This is a genomic window from Sphingomonas oligophenolica (assembly GCF_039522915.1).
In the GTDB taxonomy this organism is placed as follows: Bacteria; Pseudomonadota; Alphaproteobacteria; order Sphingomonadales; family Sphingomonadaceae; genus Sphingomonas; species Sphingomonas oligophenolica.
This window is the reverse complement of the sequence record NZ_BAAAEH010000050.1, coordinates 13,685-37,074: the sequence shown is the minus strand read 5'-3', so window position 1 is coordinate 37,074 and position 23,390 is coordinate 13,685. Positions and strand designations below refer to the sequence as shown.

Here is a 23,390-nt window from a genome sequence, read left to right as displayed (position 1 = left end):
TCGTCAATAGTCCATCGCCGGCGCAGGCGTGGTTTTCTCGTCCTTGGGCAGCTCGGCGACGAGCGCTTCAGTGGTGATGAGAAGCGATGCCACCGAGGCAGCATCCTGGAGCGCCGTGCGCACGACCTTGGCCGGGTCGATCACGCCCGCCTGGACAAGGTCCTGATATTCACCGGTCGCTGCGTTGAAGCCCCAGTTATAGTCCTCGCTCTCAAGCAGCTTGCCGACGATCCAGGCGCCGTCCTCGCCGGCATTCTCGACGATCTGCCGCGCCGGGGCGCGCAGCGCGCGGCGGACGATGTCGATGCCGGATTGCTGGTCGTCATTCGCCGCCCTCAACCCCTCGAGCGCCTTCAGCGCGCGCAGCAGCGCGATGCCGCCGCCGGGCAGGATTCCCTCCTCGACCGCGGCGCGGGTGGCGTGGAGCGCATCGTCGACCCGGTCCTTCTTCTCCTTCACCTCGACCTCGGTCGCGCCGCCGACCCGGATCACCGCAACCCCGCCGGCCAGCTTGGCGAGCCGCTCCTGGAGCTTCTCGCGATCATAGTCGGACGTGGTCGTCTCGATCTGCTGGCGGATCTGCGCGATACGCCCGTCGATATCAGCCCTGGCGCCGACCCCGTCGATGATCGTCGTATTGTCCTTGTCGATCGTGACCTTGCGGGCGCGGCCGAGCATCGCGATAGTGACGCTTTCGAGCTTGGTGCCGAGTTCCTCGCTCACGACATTGCCGCCGGTGAGGATCGCGATGTCCTCGAGCATCGCCTTGCGCCGGTCGCCGAAGCCGGGCGCCTTGACCGCCGCGACCTTGAGACCGCCGCGCAGGCGGTTGACGACCAGCGTCGCGAGCGCCTCGCCCTCGACATCCTCGGCGATGATCAGCAGCGGCCGGCCCGATTGCACCACCTTCTCGAGCAACGGCACCATCGCCTGGAGGTTCGAGAGCTTCTTCTCATGGATGAGGATATAGGGGTCCTCGAGCTCGGCCCTCAGCTTTTCGGGGTTGGTGACGAAATAGGGCGAGAGATAGCCGCGGTCGAACTGCATGCCCTCGACTGCCTCCAGCTCGGTCGCGAGGCTCTTCGCCTCCTCGACGGTGATCACGCCCTCATTGCCGACCTTCTCCATCGCCTCGGCCAGGATTCGCCCGACCTCCTCGTCGCCATTGGCCGAGATCGTCGCGACCTGCGCAATCTCGCTGTTGGCGCTGACCTTGCGGGCATGGCTCTCGAGATCCTTGACCACGGCCGCGACGGCGAGATCGATGCCGCGCTTGACGTCCATCGGGTTCATGCCCGCGGCGACCGCCTTCGAGCCTTCGCGCACGATCGCCTGGGCGAGCACGGTCGCGGTGGTGGTGCCGTCGCCGGCCTTGTCGTTCTGCTTGTTGGCGACTTCGCGCAGCATCTGTGCGCCCATATTCTCGAACTTGTCGGCGAGTTCGATCTCCTTGGCGACGGTCACGCCGTCCTTGGTGATGCGCGGCGCGCCGAAGCTCTTCTCGATCACGACGTTGCGGCCCTTGGGGCCCAGCGTCACCTTCACTGCATTCGCAAGCGTATCCACGCCGCGCAGCATGCGGTCACGCGCGTCCGACGCAAATTTCACTTCCTTGGCAGCCATCTGGCCAAACTCCTTTCAATGCCTTTGCTGATATTTGAGGAAAACAGGCGCTCAGGCGGCCCGTTTGAGTTCTGCGACCGTCTCGATCACGCCGAGGATATCGCTCTCCTTCATGATGAGCAGCTCCTCGCCGTCTACCTTGACCTCGGTGCCTGACCATTTCCCGAACAGGATATGGTCACCGGGCGCGACCGACAGGCCGACAAGCGCGCCGCGATCGTCCCGGACGCCCGGCCCGACGGCGACGACTTCGCCTTCCTGCGGCTTTTCCTTTGCGGTGTCGGGGATGATGATGCCGCCCGAGGTCTTCTCCTCGGCATCGATGCGGCGGACGACCACACGGTCGTGCAAGGGGCGGAAATGCATGCATAACCTCCAGATGCAAAACGTGGATGTGACAGCCCGGCGTCCCTCCCGGACGACAGGCGCCGCCGAGCTAGGAAAATGGATTTTCCGGTTCAAGAGGGCGGCCGAAAAAAATTGGCACTCTCGCCCGAGAGTGCCAAAAACTGCCGGATCCGGACCCTTGACTGCGCGCGATTCAGCACCAAAATTCGCGCCGCGGTTCTGCCGCACTGACTGAAAACCGGCGACACACGGAAAGGAGGCATGGCCATGTCGCAGCCATTTTCCCGTTTTCTGCATCCCTTTGACGTAGCGAGACATCCGAGCCTCGAGCCTGAGGTCAAACGCGCCCTTCTCGCATCCTGGGCTTCCGACCGGTCAGCGGTGCGCGATCAGCCTGCCCTGCGCAAACCCCCCGGCGCCAAGCGCGCGGTACCGATCGACGATGTCCTCGCCGCCATGCGATCGCTCGACGGCGGCGATCGACCGGGATCCCCGCGTCGATGAGCGATCGCGCCTTCATTGCCCAGTTGCGCGGCTATGGCCTCACGACCGCTGAAGTCCATTATTACCGCCCCGATGCGCCTTCGCTGCTGCAGCTGTTCGTCTGGCAGGAATATGACGTTGCGCCGGATTTTCCGGTGCTGTTCGATTTCCTGGATTATTGGCGCCGCGAAATCGAGGCCGCGCTCCACTCAGTCCGCATCGCGCACCAGCAGCTGATCGGACCGGCCGAGTGGCGCGCGGTCGACGGCGTGATTTCAATCCAGTGACGCGCGGCCCGATCCGCCGCTGGCGCGAGCGCGGTGGCCGGAGCGCGCGCCTCGTGCTCCCGTTCGACGACATCATGGAGTTCGCCCTGGCGCTGCTCGCTGTGCCGCCGGCCGAACTGAGGGCGCTTGGCTGGACGTTCCGCGACCGCAAGCGGCTGCTCGATCATTTCCTCGCGTCGGGCAAGGCGGCGCAAGGTTCGAAGCCCGAGGATCTTCCAACCATGCCGATCGCGCTGGCCGTGCCGCAACGCGACGTCGACCGGCTGCTGCGCTTCGCGCGGCGCGAGCTCCCCAAGGCAGCGAGCAATGCGGGCGTGATCGACCGGGTGCTGGCGGCGCTCGATACCGCGTCGCATCGCCGGCACGCCGACGGAGCCGCCGCGTGAAGCGGGTTGCGGTGACGCGGCGCAGTCGAAGCAGCCATTCTGCGGCGTAGGCTGAGTCACCGATGACGGGCGCTCCGCCGAGACGCCCTGTCCCGGCGAACGAAGGGCCCACAATTTCAGCCGTGATCGTTCAGGCCAGCCCCCGCCCCTCCAGCGCGACAACGGGCACGAAATCCCCCACGCCGGCACGCGGCAGGGTCAGCGTCAGCCCTGCCCCGGTCCGTTCGGCCATCACCGGCCCGCCGCCGATCAAGGTCGCCCGGGCGATCGTCACGGCCGGCAGCGCGCGGCTGCCCAGCGCGGCGATCGTCACCGGCCCTTCGGGCCAGCGCAGCAGCGCTGCGAACAGCCGCCCGTCCTTCACCGTGAAGCGCACATCCTCCGGCGTGAAGCCGCCCGCCTTGCCCTCGTTCATCTGGCCCACGCCGACCCGGGTCGGGCCCTCGCCATAGATATGCCAGGGCCGCGAACCATGAATCGCCGCCTCGCCATTGCGCGCCATCCACCGCGTGATGCCGGCGACCACTTTCTCCTCCTCGCTGTCGATCGTGCCGTCGCCGCGCAGCGGGATCGAGAGCAGCAGGTTGCCGTTCTTCGCCACGACGTCGCAGAGCCGCTGGATCACCTGCTCGGCGGGGACGTAGCTTTTGGTATCGAAGCGGGCGCGGTTGTAATGCCAGTCGCCGATGCAGGTGCAGGTCTGCCACGGCTCGGCACGCAGCCGGTCGCTGAAGCCGCGCTCGATATCCTCGACCATGGCGCGGCGCTGATAGGCCGAGAGCAGCTTGGCGGTCAGCACCACATCGACCTTGCCGTGCCACGCCTGCGACTGCGCATAATAATGCGCGAGCGCCTCGAGCCCGGTCGAGCCGAAGGGCAGCTGGGTGTCGTCGAGATAGACGAGATCGGGCCGGTATTTCTCGACCAGCTCCTTCTGCCGCGCCAGCCATTTCTCGGCGAAGCCGGCCGGCGCGGGCGGCGATCCTTCGAGCCAGCGGCCGTCATGCACGTCATGCCAGGCATTCATCGACTCGATCGAGCCGATGCCGTCGGGGGGCACGAAGGAGCCGCCGGTGTAAAGCTCCTGCGGATCGAGCCCATCCCACCATTTCCCCGCGCCATCGGCCTTGCGCAGCCTGAACGCATCGTAGCGCTGCCCGGCGCGCGGGCCGACGGCGTCATAGCCATAGGCGGTCTGCCACCAGTGCCAGGCGTGCGAGCTGTGGTTGCTGACCCCGAAGCGCAGCCCCGCCGCCCGCGCGATCTTCTCCCAGGTGCCGACGATGTCGCGCTTCGGCCCGACCCGCAGCGTGTTCCAGGCGTGGTGGCTGCTGTCCCAGGTATCGAGATTGTCGTGATGCCCGGCCAGCGCGACGAAATATCTGGCGCCGGCTCTCTTGTAGAGCGCGATCAGCGCCTCGGGATCCCAATGTTCCGCCGTCCAGCGGTTCTCGATCTCCATGAAGCCGGTATCGGCGGGGTGGCCGTAATGCTTCAGATGATGATCGTAGAACGGGTTGCCCTGGACATACATCAGCCGCCCGTACCAGTCGCCGAATTCGGGTACGCACTGCGCGCTCCAATGCGCCCAGATCCCGAACTTCGCGTCCTGGAACCAGCGCGGCGCCTCGAACGCGCCGATCACCGACGACCAGTTCGCCTCGACCTCAGCCGCCTGCGCTGCCGAGGCCATCGCGGCTCCCGCCAGGCCAGCGGCCCCGGCGACGAAATGGCGGCGATCGATTGTGTCCATCATCATCCCCGATTCACCGCGCGGCCGGATCGCCGTACATCAGCCCGCGGCCATCGGTCCCGATATAGACCCGGCCGAAGATCCGCGGATCGCCGCCGATGACACGGAAGCGCAGCCCCCATTGATGATCGGCATCGTTGATCCGCGTCCATTCCCGGCCGCCATCGAGCGAGCGCCAGACGCCGCGCACAGTACCGAGCGTCCCGATCGCGTAGATCGCCGCGATCCTGCTCCCCTCGACCGGCTTGCCGAGCCCGAACAGCTCGACCCTGAGCTTGCCGCTCGCCTGCCCGAACGACTGGCCGCCATCGTCGCTGTGCCAGAGCGCGTCGCCGACCTGAAACCACAGGTCGCCCGCGCCAAAGGGGCTGGCGACGAGCCGATATTGCTGCTCGCGCCAATGGACTTTGCCGGGGCCCAGATCAGCCGGCAGTCCCTTGCCCGCGACAGGCGCAAAGCTCCGCGCGCCGTCGCTGCTGGCGAGCAGCCGGTTGCCGGCGAAATCGACCGAATAGAAGCGCCCGGGATCGACCTTGTCGGCGACCGGCCGTGCATCGCGGTGAAGCCCCTGCGCCAGCCCCCAGCTCCTGCCATGATCGCGCGTGACCAGCGGCACCGGCGTGCAGACGATGAAGGTCGCGCCGTCAGCCGAAACGATGATCGCGGCATCGCCGTGCAGGTCGTAGCGCTGGCCGGGCTGGTCGTCGGCGAGGCGGATCGCCGGGGTGCGGACCGGCTGCCAGGTCATGCCGCCATCGCCCGACCAGGCGAGCGTCGCGTCGCGGGGATGATCCTCGTAGAGGCTGCCGCTGCGCACCACGATCAGCGGCGCCTGGCCGGCATAATCGAGATTGTTGGTGTTCGAGAGATAGGGATTGGTGAAGCTAGGCTGGGGGGACCGGGCCAGATCGGTGTGGACGAAGCCGGCAAGGTCGCCGAAGCCCGAGATCAGGTTGGCGCCACCGGTCGGGCTGATCAGGGTAATGACCGCGGTCTGCTCGATGCCCTCGGTCCAGGGCGCCCATTTGAGGCCGCTCGCCGCGCCGAACCCCGGCGTCGCATAAAGCGTGGCGCCGGTCGTATAGGCGGCATGCCCGGCATCGAACGGGTCGATCGCGAGACCGGTGATCCAGTGCCCGAAATCGCCGCCCCCCAAATCAGTGCTGGGGCCCTCGTCGCGCAGAAACGGCGTCGCGCTGATGTCGCGGGCGCTGCGGTCGCGCAAATTGGTCCAGTGCGCGCCATTGTCGGTCGAACGCCAGACGGTGTCGCCGGGATTCCAGCGATCGATGCTGCTTACCGCGATCGTCCCCGGCGCCGAGCGGGCGACGCTCACGCCCATGAAGCCGCCGCTGGTCCGGTCGGGCGGCGATATGTCGGCCCAGCGCCCGCTTGCGCCGTCGCGGCGCCACACCGCGCCGTCGGCGATCCCGTTGGGGCCGATCGCATCGTCATAGGTGACGAACAATGTGCCCCGCGCGTCGATCGCCGCCTTGACCGGCAGCAGCGCCGGGCGGGCGCCGTCATCGGCCTGCCAGGTCGCGCCGCCATCGGCCGAGCGGAACAGATGGTGCGCGCCGGGATCGGCAACGCCGGCATAAAGCGTGCGCGAGCCCTGCCCCGCCGCGCCGCTGGCGGGATCCAGCACGACGAAGCTTACCCCGCCATGCGCCTGCCTCGCCGCCGGCGCGCCGAGGCCCGGCGCCGGGAAGCCTGCGACCTTCGCCCAATGCGCGCCGGAATCGTCGCTTCGCCACAGCCCGTCATGGCGCGAGCCGAAGAACAGGGTGGCGGTGCGGTTGGGATCGATCGCAAGCCGCTCGCCGAGCCCGCGGCCATTCTCGTTGCCCCCCATCCGGAAGGGCACCGGCACGATCGTCCAATGCCGCCCGCGGTCGGCCGAGCGGAGAATCGCGGCCGGCGACGTCGCGCCCATGCCGGCGGCGAGATAGACGATGTCCGGATTGACCGGATCGGGCGCGATGCTCTCGACGCCCATATAGCTGCCCTCGGCCATCCCGTCCTGCAGCGGCAGCCAGCGCCCGGCAACTGCATCCCAGCGATAGGCGCCGCCCATATCGGTGCGCAGCCAGGCGAGGCCTCGCTCGGCCTGGCTGAAGACGATGCCGGGCGCGAAACCACCGCCGCCGACTTTGGCATTCGCCCAGTGATAGGGCGCGGGCGGCAGGTCTTTGGCGGACAGGCTACCGCAGCCCAATGCGAGTGCAAGGACAGTCCGGACGATCCTTGCGACCCTCACCAGCAGAGGCCCGGCCGGACGCATATCTTCTCCTCCCAGGCGAAGGAGATCGCCATATCGATCATAGTGATGCAGCCGCCGCAGCAAGGCTCGAGTGCGGGGCAACCGACGCCGGATAAACAGCCCCTTCCGCCACCCCGGGCCGATGCTCGAACGCAGCCAGCGTCGCCGCCTTCATCTCGATCGAATAGCCCGGCGCCATCGGCGGCATATAGGCCGCGTTGTGGACGACGCAGGGCGCGACGAAGTGCTCGTGGAGATGGTCGACATATTCAGCGACCCTGCCCTCCGTCGTGCCGGCGAAGCACAGATAGTCGATCATCGAGAGATGCTGGACATATTCGCACAGGCCGACGCCGCCGGCATGCGGGCAGACGGCGAGATCGCGCTTCGCCGCCATCAGCAGTACCGCCAGCACCTCGTTCACCCCGCCGAGCCGGCAGGCGTCGATCTGGACCATGTCGATCGCCTCGCGGCTGATGAACTGCTTGAACAGGACCCGGTTCTGGCACATTTCGCCGGTCGCGACCTTGATCGGGGCGACGGCCTCGCGGATGCGGCGATGGCCCTCGATATCGTCGGGGCTGGTCGGCTCCTCGATGAACCAGGGATCGGCGAAGGCGAGCGCGTTGACTCGCTCGATTGCCTCCTCGACCTCCCACACCTGGTTGGCGTCGATCATCAGCTTCACATCGGGCCCGATCACCTCGCGCGCGATCGCGACGCGGCGCCGGTCGTCCTCGGCATTGGCGCCGACCTTCAATTTGATGAAGGCGAAACCATCGGCGACCGCCCTGGCGCACAGGCTCCTGAGCTTGTCGTCCGAATAGCCGAGCCACCCCGCCGAGGTCGTGTAGCAGGGATAGCCCCTTTCCATCAGTGTCGCGACGCGCTCCGCCTTGCCCGCCGACCGCTGTTCGAGCAGCGCCAACGCCTCGTCCGGCGTGATGAAATCAGTCATGTAGCGGAAATCGATCTGGCTGATGATCTCGGCCGGGCTCATCTCGGCGATCAATCGCCACAAGGGCTTGCCCGCCTCCTTCGCCAGCAGGTCCCACACTGCATTGACCACCGCGCCGGTCGCGAGATGGATCACGCCTTTTTCCGGGCCGATCCAGCGCAGCTGGCTGTCACCGGTGACATGCCGCCAGAAGCGCGCACCGTTCTCGCGGATCCAGTCAAGGTCGAGCCCGACCACCAGCGGCGCCAGCGCCTGGATCGCCGCGCAACAAATGTCGTTGCCGCGCCCGATCGTGAAGGTGAGGCCGTGCCCCGCGAGATCGGGTTCGTCGGTATCGAGGATGCAGTAGGCCGCCGAATAATCGGGGTCGGGATTCATCGCGTCGGAACCGTCGAGCCTCAGCGCGGTCGGGAAGCGGATGTCGAGGACGCGCACCGCGGTAATTATTGTCATTGGCCGGCTCCACGGTACCGGTCACACGCCGCCGACGAGGCGATCCGGCGCTTCGGGGAATGGAGACTATTTTGCAAATTTCCCTCCCGCCGAGCGGATGCCGCGCACCCCCTTTTCCCTCGAATCTCCGTTCGTGGGTGACATGGATTTTCATATGTGTAAAGACAATGCGGCGCAAGCGCGCGCTTACCGTCACGGCGACAAAGCAATCGCCTGTCAGCTCCGCATCTTGTCAGGCCCGGCTGTCGCCCTCGACAAGTTGCTCGGCAATACGGTCAGCCGCGAGGCGAACGGCACGCGCCGCGACCGACTTGGCAACCATCGGCTCGAGCTTCTTGAGGAACGGTACCGTGAGCGCCGCCGCCGCAAAGCCGCCGCGCAGGATCGGCGCCGAGATATCCGTCACGCCCGCGACAAACTGGCTGGGCGTCAATTCGACCCGCCGCGCGCGCACTTCGTCGGCATGGGCGCGAAAAGCGGCGAGCTCGTCTTCGGCGAGCGGCGGCCGCATCATCCCTTCCCAGCGGCGGCGGACATCGTCGGGCTGGAACGCATACAGCACGACGCCCGACGCCGATTTCACGAGCGGCCGACGATACCCGACCCGCACCGAAAAGCCGAGCTGTTCGCTCGATTCCATCCGCGCCACCACGACCATCTCGCCCATGGTGTGCATCGCGAGGTGGCAGGCCTGGCCGAGATCGAGCGACAGCTGGCGCATGATCGGCAAGGCAATCTCGATCAGGTTGCGCGTGCGCGGCTGCTGCATGCCGAGCGAGAACAGCCGGTCAGTCAGCAGATAGCCGTCGGTCGCCTTGTCCTGCTCGATATAGCCGCGGAACTCGAGCACCTGGACCATCCGGAACAGCTCGCCATGCGAGCGGCCGAGCTCGTTGACGATCGCTGTCAGGGTCATCGGCTGCGTCGCGGTGGCGAGCAGCTCGAGGATGTCGAGCCCTTTTTCCAGGGCCGGCGCCCTGTAGCGGCGATCGTCGTCGTTGTTCGCTTCGTCCAGTGACACGCCGCCGCCCCTCATTCGCTTTGGATAGAATATATCAGATAGGGCGACCCGCGGTCGGGCGGCAACTGTTTCGTTACCGACCAGACGTGGGTCCAGCGTTTCGGGGCCGCGATCGCACGCCGCATATGGCGAGGCGAATCAAACGCCGCTTACGTTCATGCTTGAAAATTATTTTCATTAGTAGTATCGTACGTATCTCTCGCATGACCGGGCAAACGCCCGGCTGCGACATTGACAACGATGTCAACGATAAGAGGGGGAGAGATGATGAAGAGCATTTACGACAGCGGGCGAGAGTGGCGGCGGCCGGAGGGTCGCTGGCTCGGCGTCTCGACGGCGGCACTTGCGATGGCGCTGCTCGCTTCCCCGGCATGGGCGCAGGCGACTCACACAGCCACCTCGGACTCAAGCGCAGGTGCCGGCCCGATGCAACCAAGTGGTGCCGTTCAGAGCGACCGGGGCGACGCTGCCAGCGCCGATGTTGTGGTGACGGGCATTCGCAAGTCGGTCGAGAGCGCCGTCGCAATCAAACGCAACGCGGATCAGATCGTCGACTCGATTTCAGCGCAGGATATCGGCGCATTGCCCGATCGGTCGGTTGCCGAAACGCTGCAGCGTATCTCCGGCGTGTCACTCACCCGCACTGCATCGGAATTGACCACGGGGCGCCCGACCGACCCCGGCCGCATCGCGCCTGAGGGCGGCGGCGTGACAATTCGCGGGCTGACCGGCGTGGGCAGCACAAGCAACGGCCGCGACATTTTCACGGCCGGCAGCCGCACGCTGGATTGGGCGGACGTTTCGTCTGACCTCATCGCCGGCATCGACGTCTACAAGAATCCGTCGGCGGAAATGATCGAGGGTGCGCTGTCCGGCATCATAGACCTGCGAAGCCGCAAGCCCTTCGATCAAAGCGGGCGCCTGGTCTCCTTCAGTGCGGACGTCAGCTATGGCGACCTGATGAAGAGGGGCTTCGTGTCGGGTAACGGTCTTTACAGCAACCGCTGGACCACACCCGGCGGCGCTGAGATCGGCTTTCTGGTCAGCGCGACGGTGAACAACAAGGGTACTCGGACCAACACGATCCAAAGCGGCATTCTCGGGGCGCAGACGCTGGCGAGCGCGATCGGCTCGCGGCCCGCGGGTTCGACGGTTTATACCCCGAGCGGGCTTGGCTTGTCGTCGATCGACTGGCAGCAACATCGCTTCATGATCGATGGCGTGCTGCAGTTCCGCCCGATTCCGGACATGCAATTCACGCTCGACATGGCGTATTCCAAGGCGACGCCGCACGAGCTGGAATATGCAGCGTTTACGGGCTCGCCTCCCTTGGACAGCAACAGCGTGTTCGATGCGAACAATGCTCTGATCGGGGGAGTCGTCCCGCGGGAAAATCTCGATCTGGACACGCGTCACGGCGATTACCATTATCAAACGCGCGACTTTTCGCTGAACTGGCGCTATGCGCCATCGGGCACGCCCTGGACGTTCACCGCCGATCTCCAGCGCGTCACATCCACCGCCGACGTGCTGTCTTTCACGGTGTTCGACGAATTCGGCATCGCGCCGAACAGCACCAACCGGCCGACGCTCAACTTCAACTTCGGCAACGATCCCCACATCACGACCACGCCCGCTCCGGGATTTCCCTACACCGACAAGGGTTCCTATTGGTGGGCCGCGGCCATGGACCATCTGGAGCACAACACCGCGGCCGAATGGGCGTCGCGCGCTGACGTGGAATATAAGTTCGAGGATTCGTTCCTGAAATCGCTCCGGGTGGGTGCGCGCTGGACCAACAAGGATTTCTTCACCAACCAGACCACCTACAACTGGTCATTGCTCAGTGCTGAATTCTGGGGCGGCGGCACGCCTGTCTACCTGAATCAGGACGTTGTGCCGAACCTCTCGGGGCAAACCACCTTCTTCGGCTTCCCCAACTTCATGCATGGGAGTCAACCCGCGCCGCTCTCGGGCTGGTTCCCGTCGCCGTCGCTGGTCAACGATACCCAGCTCGCCTATAAATATCTGGCTGCGACTGAAACCGCGGGCTGGGGCTGGGCGCCGCTGACCTACGCCAACTACCCGAACAATGTCGCGGATCAGAAAGAGACGACCAAGGCCGCTTACGCCGTGGTCCGCTTCGGTGAGAGCGAGGGTCCGCTCGGTCGCTTCGAAGGCAATATCGGCGTTCGCGTCATTAACACGATCTATCATGGCACCGGTTTCGCTTCGGTCGGCGGTATCCAGGCCACGCTGACCGGTTGCCAGACGGCCAATGCCGCGAACCCGTCAAAATGCGACGCCCTGGCTAACGCGTTGAAGTTCCTGGGCGCTAGTCCGACCACGCCGGCGCAGGGCGGGATCACCGGGCCGTTCCGAAATAGCTACACCGATGTCCTGCCAAGCCTCAACCTCAACTTCCATCTCAACGATCGGCTGCAATTGCGCTTTGCCGTCGCCAAAGCGATGCTGCGGCCGGACTTCCACCAGACATCGCCGGTCTCGAATTATTCGTTTACCTTCGATTCCACGGGCGCAACCCAGCCGGGGGTCAATCCTTATGGCGGGAACATCGGAAATCCGAATTTGAAACCGATGACGGCGTGGCAGGGCGATACCAGCATCGAATATTATTGGGGCCACGGCAATTCCGTGACGCTGGCCTTGTTCTACAAGGATATCGCCAATCAGATCGAAACCAAGGCGTATGATATCAACCTGACGGCCAATGGTGTGACGCTGCCGTTCCACGCCTTCACGAACGACAATTCGAGCAAGCACGCCAAGATCAAGGGCCTGGAAGTCGGCTTCACTCAATTCCTCGACTTCCTGCATGGCCCTCTGGCGGGCTTCGGTGCGCAAGGCAACTTCACCTATCTGGATGCCACCGGCGGTATCAACAGTGCCTACAGCGCCACCGCCGGCGGGGCAGCCGGTGTTTCGTCCGCCAATCTGCCCTATGAGCAGCTTTCGAAATATGCCTTCAATGCGGCGTTGATCTATTCGAAATATGGCGTCGACGCGCGCGTTGCGTATAACTGGCGCTCGAAATATCTGATGACGATAATCTCGGCGAACAATTTCGCACCGACCTGGGCCGAGGATTTCGGCCAGCTCGACGGTTCGATTTTCGTCGACATCACCAAGAACATCAAGATTGGCATACAGGGTACCAACATTCTCGGCACCAGGACCTATCTCGACCGTTCGCTGCTGACCGCCACCGGCGGGGTGGTACCATTGCAGTCCCGATATCAGGTCACCGACAAGGATCGCGTGATCGACGCGGCGATCCGGGTGAGATTCTGATCGCTGCGCGAGGCAAAAGACGTGTAACCTGAAGCGGCGGGCGTTGGGAAACCGACGCCCGCCCTTGTTTTATCCAAGCGACCTGCGCCTGACGGACGAATGACAAATGGCCAATAATCCCGTCCGATCCATCACCATCCTGGGGGGCGGGGCTGCGGGCTGGATGACGGCTGCCCTGTTGATACGTCAACTCCCGCCCGCCGGCTTTAGCGTTACAGTCGTCGAGTCCGAGGAGATCGGAATCATCGGCGTGGGCGAGGCCAGCGTGCCGATCCTGCGACAGTTCAACGCCATGCTCGACATCGACGATCATGAATTCCTGCGTCTGACGCAAGGATCCTATAAGCTCGGTATCGAGTTTCGCGATTGGGGTCGACCAGGCAACGTCCATTTCCATGGTTTTGGCGACTATGGAAAAGCCATAGAAGGGGTCTTGCCCTACCAATATTGGCTGAGATTGCGCGAGCAGGGCGATGCCGAACCCATCGACGATTATTCCTATCCCTATGCTGTGGCGCGCCGCAACAAGTTCACCCCGGCCGAGCCCGGCGCGTCCAACTATCTTCACGCCTTTCATTTCGATGCCACGCTCTACGCGCGCGCGCTGCGCGGAATTGCCGAAGGGCTCGGAGTCACGCGGATCGAAGGCAAGATGGTCGAGGCCGTGCTTGATGGCGAGACGGGCGATATCCGCACGCTTCGCCTGTCCGACGGCCAGCAGGTGCCTGGCGATCTTTTCATCGACTGTACCGGCTTTGCCGCGGCACTGATCGGCAAGGCGCTGGGCACGCGCTATATCGATTGGTCGCACTGGTTGCCAGCGGACCGGGCCCTGGCGGTGCCGTGCGCACCGGTGGGGCAGCCCACACCCTTCACCCGGGCAACCGCACGCAAAGCGGGATGGCAGTGGCGGATCCCGCTGCAGCATCGGACCGGCAATGGTCTGGTCTACAGCAGCAGCTTCATGAGTGACGACGATGCCCGGGAAGAACTGCTCGCAAATATCGAGGGCCCGCCACAGGCGGAGCCGCGCAGCTTCCGCTTCCGTTCCGGCCGTCACGAACAGTTCTGGAACCGCAACTGCGTCGCGATCGGATTTGCGGCCGGCTTTCTCGAGCCGCTCGAGTCGACTGGAATTCAGCTGATCCAGACCGCGATAGGATGGCTTATCGAGTATTTCCCCAAAGCGGGAATCGATCCTGCATTCCGCGACGAATATAACCGGATCACCGGGCTGGAGATGGAGCGTATCCGCGACTTCATCATCGCTCATTATTGCGTGAGCCGCCGCGACGAGCCGCTATGGGCCATGTGTCGGGAAATGGACCTTCCCGATACACTGAAGTACAAGTTGAAGATCTGGGAAAATTGCGGGCGCCTGCCGCTGTTCGACGCTGAGTCGCACCAATTGCCCAGCTGGGTGGCCATTCTCATCGGCAACGGCTTCATCCCGAAAAATTACGACGTTCTGGCCGATCGCGTGCCGCTCGATCGCTTGCGCCAGGGTATGGCGGGACTCCGCGCCCAGATCGCGCGCGCAGCGGCGGCTCTCCCGGACCACGGCGCGTATCTCGATCGCAATTGCAGGGCAGGTGTCTGATGGCGCGCCAGGACAATATCAACTCGATCGTCATCGCCGGCGGTGGCACTGCGGGCTGGATGACAGCGGCTGCGCTTTCCGCCGTCTTGCCGCCCCATCTTTACTCGATCACCCTCATCGAATCCGATGAGATCGGCGCGATCGGCGTCGGAGAAGCGACCATCCCTCCGATCCAGCTGTTCAACCGCCTCGCGCAGGTCGACGAGAGTGCCTTCATCAAGGCCACGGGCGCTACGTTCAAGCTGGGCATCGAATTCGCCAACTGGCGGACCGGGAGCGACCGCTATTTTCATCCTTTCGGACGCTATGGCGATGATTTTGGCGCCGCACCCTTTCACCAGCATTGGCTGCGCGCCCACGCGCTGGGGGACCCGACGCCGATCTCCGAATATTCGTTGGCGACCAAGGCGGCATATGCCGGCAAGTTCCGCTGGCCCGACACCGCAGCCAACACGGTCTATTCGACGCTGGGCTTTGCCTATCACTTCGACGCGCTGCGCTACGGAAAATATCTTCGCTCGCTCGCCGAAATGCGCGGCGTCGAACGCCGCGAAGGCAAGATCGTCGATGTGAGGCTCACCGCGGAAACCGGCTATGTCGAATCGCTCCGGCTGAGCGACGGCGGAGAGCTGACGGGCGATCTGTTCATCGACTGCACCGGCTTGCGCGCCCTGCTGATCGGAGAGGCGCTCGGCGTCGACTATCAGGAGTGGTCGCGATATCTGCCCTGCAACCGCGCGCTGGCCGTACCGACCGACGTGATTGACCTCGATACGCCCTATACGCGCGCCACCGCGCACGCCGCGGGCTGGCAATGGCGAATCCCGCTGCAGCACCGCCTCGGCAATGGTATGGTCTACTGCGACGGGTTCTGGAGCGAAGACGAGGCGGCACGCGCTCTGCTCGGCAATCTCGACGGCGACGTACTGGCCGACCCGCGCCCCATCCGCTTCCGCACCGGCCGACGGGAACGCTTCTGGGAAAAGAATTGCATCGCCATCGGCTTGTCCGCCGGCTTTCTCGAACCGCTGGAATCGACAAGCATTCACCTGATCCAGACGAGCATCACCCGGCTGCTCGGTTTTTTCCCGACCCGGTCATTCGATCCACTCGTGATCGGGGAATATAACCGCCACACCACCAATGAATATGATCGTACGCGTGATTTCCTGGTGCTGCACTACCATGCGACCGAACGTTCGGATTCCGAATTCTGGAACCATTGCCGCACCATGCCCATTCCCGAGACGCTTGCTGAAAAGCTCGATATGTTCCGCGGGTCGGGCCGTTTGCTGAAGCGCGACTTCGACCTGTTTCAGGATGCGAGCTGGCTGGCCGTCATGCTTGGGCAGGGTGTGCGACCCAAAAGCTATGACCCGCTGACGGAATCGGTCCCGCCCCTCGATCTGGACCGGGCGTTGCGCGGAATGCGCGTTACCGTCGCCAGAGCGGCCGAGGAAATGCCGCCCCACGCCCGGTTCATCTCTCAATTTTGCAGCGCCGCGCCGACATGAATCTCCGCGACGGGGAAGCCGGCAGGTGCGCGGCCATCTGGTGGCTGAAGCCTGCGATCAAGTGCCGCGCGAGCTGATCCGCTTCCAGGCTGGGAAATTCGCCGCCGACCTTAACAGGCGCGGCGACATCGTTTCCGCAAAATCGCGAAAACGGGAAGGAATCGCGCCGGCACCGGGCTGTTATTCCGGGAAAATGCCCCCTACCCGCCCCGATGCGGTCTCGCCGCGCCCGTACGGAGCGCCCGCGTGATCGCCGCGGCCGCGATCGGTGCCATGCGCGCATAACCGGGCGCGAGAGGATGAATGCCGTCGGTCGTCAGGCCGCGCTCAAGCAGCCCGTGATCGTCGACCAATGCCGTATAATAATCGGCATATTGATAACCGCGCCGCCGGCAGAATGCCTCGAGCCAGCGGTTGATGGCCCGCAGCTCCTCCGGGTTCCGCTCCTCGAGCATCGATGTCGCATTGCCGGTGTAATTGTTCACCGGCAGGATCGATCCGAACACGACTCGGATGCGGTGGCGATCGGCAATGTCGGCCATCGCCTCGTAATTGGTCTCGATCTGCGTCGCCGTCTCCTGCTGGAGGAACCCCTGGACGTCGTTCACCCCGGCGAGGATGACGACGACCGATGGTTTGAGGGCAACGACATCCTGATGGAAGCGCAGGAGCATCTGCGCCGTCACCTGGCTACCGATGCCGCGGTTCACATAGGGCTTGCCGGGAAAAAAACGGCCGAGCTCCCACAGATCGGTGATCGAATCCCCGAGAAAGACGACACGCTGCTCGCCCGGGCGCGGCGGCGGCAATGCCGCATCGTCCGCCGCATAGAGATACCGTTCGCCGAAATCCTGCATCAGGCTGGGCACCAGTTTCGCACGGAACGGCCCGAGCCAGGGCCCCCAATCCTTCTCGACCACCAATCGCCGTTCGGGCGAGCTCTGGTAACGGTCCTGCGCCGATGCCGCGGAGACGCCGGGCAGCGCGAGCAGGATCGCAAGGAGGCGGCGCTTCATGCCGCCACTGAGGGGAATATCCCTTTGCGCGCGGCGAAAGCGGCGAACAAACTCGGCCATATCGCGGTCGGGATTGCCCGCGGCAGGCGCGCGCCGAAGCCGTGCCCGCCTTCGTCGAAAACGTGCAGCTCGGCCGGGCGTTTCGCGTCGAGCAGGGCGTTGTAGAGCGCGAGGCTGTTCGCAACCGGCACCAGCCCGTCGTCCGATGCGTGGACGATGAACATCGGCGGCGTCGCCGCCGTCACGCGATGTTCCACTGAAAAGGCGCGTCGTTGCGCCGCCGGCGCATCGGCCCCGAGCAGATTGTCGCGTGAGCCGCCATGGGTGAATGGGGCCTCCATGCTGATCACCGGATAGATCAGCCCGGCGACATCAGGCCGCGCAGACAGGCGATCGGTCGAATCGATCGCCGCGTAGACGGGATCGGCATGGCGTGTCGCGAGCGACCCGGCGAGATGGCCGCCGGCGGAAAAGCCGAGCACCGCGATCCGGTCGGGCCTGACTGCGAAGCCGGCGGCACCCGCCCGGATGACCCGCATCGCGCGCTGCGCATCCTGCAGCGGCACATCGGCGCGATCGCTCCAGCCCTCGCCCGGCAAGCGGTACTGCAGGATGAAGGCGGTAACGCCGCGCTCGTTCAGCCAGCGGGCCTGTTCAGTGCCCTCATTGTCATAAGCAAGGAAGCTGTAACTGCCGCCCGGCACGACCAGCACGCCGGCTCCATTCGGGTTTGCCGGCCGGCGGACGATCAGAACGGGCCGGTCGATCCCGGTCACCCAGCGATCGGGGTGCGCGACATCCTGCGATCGCTCCTCAATCTTGCGATGGATCGGCCTGCCCTGATCGCCGGGGGGCGCATCAGGCCACAGGCGCACGATCTCATCACCCGCGGCGGAAGGCACGCCGACAGCCTTCGCGCAACCGGCCGTGACCGCGAACAAGGCGCCACCGCCAAGGATCGCGCGACGCGAGATATCGAAACCCATCACCATCATCCCCACCCTGCCGATCAATTCGGTCGCGAAGGGCCTTAACAAAGGTTGGCACATACGTACCAGTGAAAATCGTTTTCATACTTCACAATATCGCAACGACGTGTAGCAAAGGTCCGAACCGTTGAAGACGGGCGGAAAGGGAGAGACATGGGAACTGCGCAGATTGTTACCGACCGCCACCTCATGCCGGCAGGCGAAGGAGAGCAAGCGAGCCGCCCCGCGCTGATCCTGGTGACGGGCTTGTTCTTCCTCTGGGGGGTCGCCAACAACCTCAACGACATCCTGATCGCCCATTTCCGGCACGTCTTCTCCCTTACCGATTTCCAGTCCGGCCTCGTGCAGTCGGCCTTTTATCTGGGCTATTTCTGCTTTGCGATCCCGGCCGCCCTGTTCATGCGCCGCTTTGGCTACAAGGCGGCGGTGATCTTCGGCCTGCTACTGTTCGCGAGCGGCGCGCTGCTGTTCTGGCCTGCTTCAGTCGAACTCAGCTATGGCTTTTTCCTCGCCGCCCTGTTCGTCATTGCCAGCGGCCTCGCCTTTCTCGAAACCGCAGCCAACCCGATGGTCCCTGCGCTCGGCCCGGCCGATACCGCTGACCGGCGGCTGAACTTCGCACAGGCGTTCAACCCGCTGGGATCGATCGCGGGCATCTCGCTGGGCGCAGTGTTGATCCTGTCGAACGGAGCGGGCGCCGCCGCCGACGCGGCATCGGTACGGCTGCCCTATATGCTGATCGCCGCGATCGTCCTGGTCTGGGCGCTGCTGCTCCACCATACCCCCCTTCCCGCCGCGGCAACGCGAGGTGAACGCGGCGACGCAGGCGGTATCGGCGGCCTGGCGGCCTATCGTGCCCTGCTCGGCCGGCCACGCTATCTCGCGGGCGTTGCCGCGCAATTCTTCTATGTCGGCGCGCAGGTCGGCATCTGGAGCTATCTCATCCGCTATGTCGGCGTCGCGCTGCCCTGGCTCAGCCAGCGCGATGCGGCGTGGCTGCTGACCGGCGCGCTGATATTGTTCATGATCGGCCGCTTCACCGGGAGCGCCCTTCTCGCGCGGATCAGCGGGGCGCGGCTGATGCTCGCCTTCGCTGCGATCAACGCGGTGCTCTGCATCGTTGCGGCGGCCATGGGTGGCGCGATCGGCGTGACCGCACTGCTGCTGACCAGCTTCTTCATGTCAGTGATGTACCCGACGATCTTCGTGCTCGCATTGCGCGGCCTCGGGCCGTTGACCAAGCCGGGCGCATCGCTGATCGTGATGGCGATCATCGGCGGCGCAGTGCTCACCGCGGCGATGGGGCTCGTCTCGGATAGGACCGGCACGATCCGAGCGGCGATGCTGGTCCCGGCGCTTTGTTTCCTGGTCGTCGGGCTGTTCGCCCGGCTTCACCTTGGCGACGCGGGGGGGCACAAGGGCACGGCATGATCGACGCGCATTTCCATATCTGGCGGCTGGGGCGGAACGATTGCGCCTGGCCGACACCCGACCTCGGTGCGATCCACCGCGATCATGAGCTCGCCGAGATCGCCACGCTTGCGCGTGCCGCCGGCGTGGCATCCGCGATCCTGGTCCAGAGCCAGGCAAGCGAGCGCGATACGCGCTGGCTGCTCGAGGTGGCGAAGGGTTCGGACTTCATCGTGGGCGTTGTCGGCTGGGCTGACCTGACCGCAACCAATATCGGCGAGCGGCTCGACGCGCTGGCGCATGCCGGGCCGCTGGTCGGCATGCGTCCGATGACCGAGGGATGCGCCGACGACTGGTTCGATGCGCCGGCGATCGACGCAGGCCTCACGGCGCTGGTCGAGCGCGGCCTAACCTTCGATGCGCTGATTCGTCCCCGCCACCTGGCGTCGCTCGATCGCCTTGCCGCGCGCCACCCGACGCTTCCCGTCATGATCGACCATGCTGCCAAGCCCTCGATCGGCATCGACCGGGAAGCATGGCGGGACGCCCTCGCGCCGCTCGCCATGCGGCCGAACATCATGTGCAAGCTGTCGGGCCTCATGACCGAACTCGCGCCTGATGGCAGCGCCGACGATCTCCCGCCCTATATCGCCGACTTGCTCGCCCTGTTCGGGCCGGAACGGCTCGTCTGGGGCAGCGACTGGCCGGTGCTCAACCTGCGCGGCGACTATGCTGAATGGCTTGCCTGCGCCCGTGCGGCAGTGCCCGCCACCGACCAGCCGGCCGTGTTCGACGACAACGCGCGCCGCTTCTACGGCCTCGAGGCGGCATGACCGGCATGGCCCTTCCCCGCCTCGGCATGGGCACCGCCGCGATCGGCAATCTCTACCGGCCGGTCAGCGACGACGCGGCACGCCAGACCGTCATGGCCGCGCTCGCGGCCGGCATCCGGTATTTCGATACCGCGCCGCATTACGGCTTCGGGCTGGCCGAGCGCCGGCTCGGCGACGCCCTGGCCGAAGCCGATCCGCGGGGTAGCGCGATCATTTCGACCAAGGTGGGCCGGCTCCTGGTGCCGAGCGACGCTACCGGCGCGCGCCACGGTTTCGTGGATGCCGATCCCTTCGAGCCGGTGTTCGACTACAGCGCCGATGCGATCCGCCGGTCGCACGAAGCGAGCCTGCGCCGCCTGCGCCGCGACCGGATCGACATCCTGCTCGCCCATGATCTCGGCCGGATGACTCATGGCGACGATCATCCGGCGCATCTCAGAACATTCCTCGACAGCGGCTATGGCGCGATGCGCGCGCTGCGGGAGGCAGGGGCGGTCGACTCGATCGGCATCGGCGTAAACGAGGTCGCCATCTGCCAGGAGCTCCTCGACCGCGTCGACCTCGATGTCATCCTGCTTGCCGGGCGTCACACCCTGCTCGATCGCAGATCGGCGGCCACCTTGTTCGAGACCTGCGCGAAGCGCGGTGTCAGCGTGATTATCGGCGGCCCCTATAACAGCGGCATCCTGGCACAGGACGGCATCGGCGGCGCCACCGGCCTCCATTATGATTATCGCCCGCCCGGGCCCGAAACGCTTGCTCGCGCCATCCGGATCGAGACGATCTGCGCCCGGTTCGGCGTGTCGTTGCCGGCCGCCGCGCTGCAATTCCCGCTGCGCAGTCCGCAGGTCGCCGCGGTGATCCCGGGCATGGTCGGTCCCGATCAGGTCGCCGCGTCGATCGCCCGGCTGGCGACACCCATTCCCGATGCCCTATGGGCAGCGCTCGACGAAGAGGAGACCGTCATTGTACCCTGACTGCGACTGGAGCACGCGCCGATGACCGGCAGGCTTGCAGGCAAGACCGCGTTGCTCACCGCCGCCGGCCAGGGCATCGGTCGCGCCGCCGCGCTGTTGTTCGCTGCCGAAGGAGCGCATGTCGTGGCGACTGACCGCGATCCGGCGACCCTCGCCGGGCTCGACGGCTGCGACCGCCACATTCTCGACGTGACCGAGCCCGCCGCGATCCTCGCGTTGCGCGATTCGATCGGTCCGATCGATATCCTCCTCAATGTCGCCGGCGTCGTTCACAACGGCACGATCCTCGATTGCGACGAGCGCGACTGGGCCTTTTCCTGCGATCTCAACATGACTGCGATGTATCGCACCATCCGTGCCTTCCTGCCCGGCATGCTCGCGCGGGGCGGCGGCTCGATCGTCAACATGGCGTCGATCGCCAGCTCGGTGAAAGGCATCCCCAACCGCTTTGCCTATGGGGCGACCAAGGCGGGCGTGATCGGGCTGACCAAGGCAGTCGCCGCCGATTTCGTCGGGCAGGGCATCCGCTGCAACGCCATCTGCCCGGGCACGATCGACACACCCTCGCTCCAGCAGCGCCTCCACGATACCGGCGATTACGCGGCAGCGCGCAAGACCTTCATCGAACGCCAGCCGATGGGCCGGCTCGGCCAGGCCGGGGAGATCGCATCGCTGGCGCTCTATCTCGCCAGCGACGAAGCCAGTTTCACCACCGGCGCCATCCATGTCATCGATGGCGGCTGGATCAACTGAGGATCTGCCATGAAGCCGTCGCGCCACGTCCTGCTGATCGATCTCGCCGATGATGCGCAGGCGATTGCCCAATATGAGGCATGGCACGCCGCAGGCGCGGTGCCGTCGGCGATCTCGGCAAGCATTCGCGGCGCCGGTATCGAAGCGATGGAGATCTATCGTACCGGCAACAGGCTGGTGATGATCATGGAAGCGGCCGCCGATTTCGACCCGGAACGCAAGGCGGCGGCGGATGCGGCCGACCCGGCCGTCCAGGCCTGGGAAGCGACGATGGACAGGGTGCAACGCCCGCTGCCCTGGGCGCTCGACGGCAGCAAATGGACGCCGGCCGAGCTTATCTATTCGCTTGCCGATCAGGCATAGGCATTGGGCCTGCCCTCGGCTGCCCGCATCGCCGGGCGCCGGCGCGGTGCTGAATCCGATTGTCGCCGCACCAGGGTGAAATCCATTGTCCGGTGGCCCCCGCCATCGCCCGGGGGCAATCCGCGGATGGTCGCGGCGAGCAGCTCAACCGCAGTTCGCGCCATCGCCGCGGTCGGCTGGTGTATCGTTGTCAATGCGGGCCAGATAGCGGTTGCGATCCGCGTATCATCGAAACCGCAGACGGTGAGATCAGCGGGGACGTCGAGCCCGCGGCGATGCGCCATCGCCACCGCCGCCGCGGCCATATCGTCATTGCAGGCGAAGATCGCTGACGGCGGGCTGGGCTCGTTCAACAGCATTTCGGTCGCGTCGAGACCGGATCGATAGGTGAACAGGCCGTTCGCGATCAACCGGTCGTCCATCGCGATGCCCGCGCTCTCGACCGCCGCGCGATAGCCGGCAAGACGGCGGTCGCTTGCCGCGAGGTTCGGGTGGCCGGCGATGAAGCCGATCCTCTCATGGCCGAGCGCGATCAAATGATCGGTCATTGCGAAGGCCGCCCGGAAATCGTCGATCATGACAGCGAGGACGTGGCTCGCCGGCGCCGCAGAGGCGACGACCGCGACTGGAATATTTGCCTCCGCGAGCACGTCGAGCACCGCGGCTGAGTCGCACAGGGGCGGCGGCAGGATCACCCCGTCGACGCCGCTCGCGAGCAGATGGCGGACGATGTCGGCCTCGTGATCGCCGATCCGGCATCGTTCGACGACGAGATGGGCACCGGCCCGGCTTGCCTGTTCGAGGCTGCCGAGCAGCACGTCGCTGAGATAGCCGGTGCTCGGGTTGCTGCAGAGCAGGCCAAGGCGGATCGAGGCGACGCCGGCAAGGGTGCGTGCCGCCGAACTGGGCACATAATTGAGCGTCGCGATCGCCGCGTTGACGATTTTTCGCGTTGCGGCGTGGACCCTGTCGTTACCGTTGACGACGCGCGACACGGTCATCGACGAGACGCCGGCCAGCTGTGCCACGTCGCTGAGGGTGGGCCCAC

At 65.4% G+C, this 23,390-nt stretch carries 20 protein-coding genes; 11 read left to right on the top strand and 9 right to left on the bottom strand.

Annotation, left to right across the window (positions count from 1 at the left end):
- Positions 1 to 3: 3 nt before the first annotated feature.
- Both groL and groES read right to left on the bottom strand, forming a co-directional pair.
- On the bottom strand, positions 4 to 1,623 hold the full coding sequence (gene groL, locus ABD050_RS24005; RefSeq protein ID WP_343892063.1) for a chaperonin GroEL: 1,620 nt from the start codon (positions 1,621 to 1,623) through the stop codon (positions 4 to 6).
- 51 nt (positions 1,624 to 1,674) lie between these two features.
- A complete protein-coding gene (gene groES, locus ABD050_RS24000) occupies positions 1,675 to 1,989 on the bottom strand; it encodes a co-chaperone GroES (protein ID WP_343892062.1) in 315 nt (104 codons plus the stop codon).
- A 249-nt stretch (positions 1,990 to 2,238) separates the two neighbouring features.
- Between groES and ABD050_RS23995 the strand changes: the two genes are divergently transcribed.
- From ABD050_RS23995 to ABD050_RS23985, 3 genes are read left to right on the top strand one after another with little or no spacing between them, the layout of a single operon-like run.
- The gene (locus tag ABD050_RS23995; protein ID WP_343892139.1) at positions 2,239 to 2,475 is read left to right on the top strand and encodes a hypothetical protein; all 237 of its coding nucleotides are present in this window, start codon (positions 2,239 to 2,241) and stop codon (positions 2,473 to 2,475) included.
- Positions 2,472 to 2,741, top strand: a complete 270-nt coding sequence (locus ABD050_RS23990) for an usg protein (RefSeq protein WP_343892061.1) — start codon at positions 2,472 to 2,474, stop codon at positions 2,739 to 2,741. The genes ABD050_RS23995 and ABD050_RS23990 overlap by 4 nt, the downstream gene beginning before the upstream one ends.
- Positions 2,738 to 3,127, top strand: coding sequence for a hypothetical protein (locus ABD050_RS23985; protein WP_343892060.1), 390 nt, complete (start codon positions 2,738 to 2,740; stop codon positions 3,125 to 3,127). The genes ABD050_RS23990 and ABD050_RS23985 overlap by 4 nt, the downstream gene beginning before the upstream one ends.
- Before the next feature lie 130 nt (positions 3,128 to 3,257).
- On the opposite strand, the gene ABD050_RS23980 is transcribed toward ABD050_RS23985, so the two are convergent.
- From ABD050_RS23980 to ABD050_RS23965, 4 genes are all read right to left on the bottom strand, one after another.
- A complete protein-coding gene (locus ABD050_RS23980; protein ID WP_425542512.1) occupies positions 3,258 to 4,880 on the bottom strand; it encodes an alpha-L-fucosidase in 1,623 nt (540 codons plus the stop codon).
- A gap of 13 nt (positions 4,881 to 4,893) precedes the next feature.
- Positions 4,894 to 7,164, bottom strand: a complete 2,271-nt coding sequence (locus tag ABD050_RS23975) for a beta propeller repeat protein (protein ID WP_343892058.1) — start codon at positions 7,162 to 7,164, stop codon at positions 4,894 to 4,896.
- A 37-nt stretch (positions 7,165 to 7,201) separates the two neighbouring features.
- Entirely contained in the window at positions 7,202 to 8,554 is a 1,353-nt protein-coding gene (locus tag ABD050_RS23970; protein ID WP_343892057.1) for an L-fuconate dehydratase, read from the bottom strand.
- 232 nt (positions 8,555 to 8,786) lie between these two features.
- Positions 8,787 to 9,575: an IclR family transcriptional regulator gene (locus tag ABD050_RS23965; RefSeq protein WP_343892056.1), complete on the bottom strand. Its 789-nt coding sequence runs from the start codon at positions 9,573 to 9,575 to the stop codon at positions 8,787 to 8,789.
- A 267-nt stretch (positions 9,576 to 9,842) separates the two neighbouring features.
- On the opposite strand from ABD050_RS23965, the gene ABD050_RS23960 reads away from it, so the two are divergent.
- The 3 genes from ABD050_RS23960 to ABD050_RS23950 all read left to right on the top strand — a co-directional run bounded on the left by ABD050_RS23960 (position 9,843) and on the right by ABD050_RS23950 (position 16,001).
- Positions 9,843 to 12,887 (top strand): TonB-dependent receptor, encoded by a 3,045-nt coding sequence (locus ABD050_RS23960; protein ID WP_343892055.1) that lies wholly within the window; start codon positions 9,843 to 9,845, stop codon positions 12,885 to 12,887.
- A gap of 106 nt (positions 12,888 to 12,993) precedes the next feature.
- Positions 12,994 to 14,487: a tryptophan halogenase family protein gene (locus ABD050_RS23955; protein WP_343892054.1), complete on the top strand. Its 1,494-nt coding sequence runs from the start codon at positions 12,994 to 12,996 to the stop codon at positions 14,485 to 14,487.
- Positions 14,487 to 16,001 carry a tryptophan halogenase family protein gene (locus ABD050_RS23950; protein WP_343892053.1) on the top strand — a complete coding sequence of 505 codons (1,515 nt, stop codon included), beginning with the start codon at positions 14,487 to 14,489 and terminating at the stop codon, positions 15,999 to 16,001. Before ABD050_RS23955 ends, ABD050_RS23950 begins: the two co-directional genes overlap by 1 nt.
- Positions 16,002 to 16,201: 200 nt before the next feature.
- On the opposite strand, the gene ABD050_RS23945 is transcribed toward ABD050_RS23950, so the two are convergent.
- A complete protein-coding gene (locus tag ABD050_RS23945) occupies positions 16,202 to 17,017 on the bottom strand; it encodes a GDSL-type esterase/lipase family protein (RefSeq protein WP_343892052.1) in 816 nt (271 codons plus the stop codon).
- Positions 17,014 to 18,003: an alpha/beta hydrolase gene (locus ABD050_RS23940; protein WP_343892051.1), complete on the bottom strand. Its 990-nt coding sequence runs from the start codon at positions 18,001 to 18,003 to the stop codon at positions 17,014 to 17,016. Before ABD050_RS23940 ends, ABD050_RS23945 begins: the two co-directional genes overlap by 4 nt.
- Before the next feature lie 192 nt (positions 18,004 to 18,195).
- On the opposite strand from ABD050_RS23940, the gene fucP reads away from it, so the two are divergent.
- The 5 genes from fucP to ABD050_RS23915 are packed head-to-tail and all read left to right on the top strand — an operon-like array spanning position 18,196 to position 22,342.
- Positions 18,196 to 19,437, top strand: a complete 1,242-nt coding sequence (gene fucP / locus ABD050_RS23935) for an L-fucose:H+ symporter permease (RefSeq protein ID WP_425542511.1) — start codon at positions 18,196 to 18,198, stop codon at positions 19,435 to 19,437.
- Positions 19,434 to 20,249, top strand: coding sequence for an amidohydrolase family protein (locus ABD050_RS23930; RefSeq protein WP_343892049.1), 816 nt, complete (start codon positions 19,434 to 19,436; stop codon positions 20,247 to 20,249). The genes fucP and ABD050_RS23930 overlap by 4 nt, the downstream gene beginning before the upstream one ends.
- A gap of 5 nt (positions 20,250 to 20,254) precedes the next feature.
- A complete protein-coding gene (locus tag ABD050_RS23925) occupies positions 20,255 to 21,226 on the top strand; it encodes an aldo/keto reductase (RefSeq protein ID WP_343892048.1) in 972 nt (323 codons plus the stop codon).
- Positions 21,227 to 21,247: 21 nt separating this feature from the next.
- The gene (locus ABD050_RS23920) at positions 21,248 to 21,979 is read left to right on the top strand and encodes an SDR family oxidoreductase (protein ID WP_343892047.1); all 732 of its coding nucleotides are present in this window, start codon (positions 21,248 to 21,250) and stop codon (positions 21,977 to 21,979) included.
- A 9-nt stretch (positions 21,980 to 21,988) separates the two neighbouring features.
- Positions 21,989 to 22,342, top strand: a complete 354-nt coding sequence (locus ABD050_RS23915) for an L-rhamnose mutarotase (protein WP_343892046.1) — start codon at positions 21,989 to 21,991, stop codon at positions 22,340 to 22,342.
- On the opposite strand, the gene ABD050_RS23910 is transcribed toward ABD050_RS23915, so the two are convergent.
- Positions 22,333 to 23,370, bottom strand: coding sequence for a LacI family DNA-binding transcriptional regulator (locus ABD050_RS23910; protein ID WP_343892045.1), 1,038 nt, complete (start codon positions 23,368 to 23,370; stop codon positions 22,333 to 22,335). The genes ABD050_RS23915 and ABD050_RS23910 overlap by 10 nt on opposite strands.
- Between the last annotated feature and the right edge of the window lie 20 nt (positions 23,371 to 23,390).